The sequence below is a fragment of the Desulfonatronum sp. SC1 genome (assembly GCF_003046795.1).
GTDB lineage: Bacteria > Desulfobacterota > Desulfovibrionia > Desulfovibrionales > Desulfonatronaceae > Desulfonatronum.
In genome coordinates this window covers 1-535 of the sequence record NZ_PZKN01000092.1, presented here as the reverse complement: position 1 = coordinate 535, position 535 = coordinate 1, and the positions used below count along the sequence as shown (strand labels likewise).

General features: G+C 40.7%; 1 protein-coding gene. It reads left to right on the top strand.

What is annotated here, in order from left to right:
* A partial coding sequence (locus tag C6366_RS20845; RefSeq protein ID WP_199221577.1) for a hypothetical protein occupies window positions 1–535 on the top strand: 535 nt, incomplete at both ends.

The following is a 535-nucleotide window of genomic DNA, read 5'->3' as shown; positions in this document are numbered from 1 at the left end:
CACCTGCCTTGCCAGACAATTTGGCAGAATTTAATGTAACTCAGCTGGGTTTTGAAAGCTCCGAAAACTCTAAAACCATAGAATTAAACTTTTCCAGAGCAGTTGAAACTTCAACTACTATCATTATAGGAGTTGAATTAGAAGATTTAGTTTATGGAGAGTCTTTTACTACAACTCCTGAAGTCGTAGATGGAAAAATCAATATCCCTGTTTCTACAGGACAAACCAAAGCGGAAATCACAATCAGAAAAAAAGACGATGTTTTCCTAAACGGCTCTGAACGGATAGTCTTTACGATAGACCAAGCAGGCGAAAATCTGGGAAAAGGGGTTCGCAGCAGTCTCGAAGTGCTTTTCTCATCCATCGTTTCAAACGGTGGAACGATGACCTTGCAAGGTGGTGAAGGTGGAGCGAGTGCTGTAAACTCTGTTTTTGTAAACTTCAGAAGTAACCAACAAACACAAATCAGAAGAGACTCCTGGGAACTGGCCTTCTGGTGTGGCGATGATTTCAAAGTCATACTAAACAATACAAC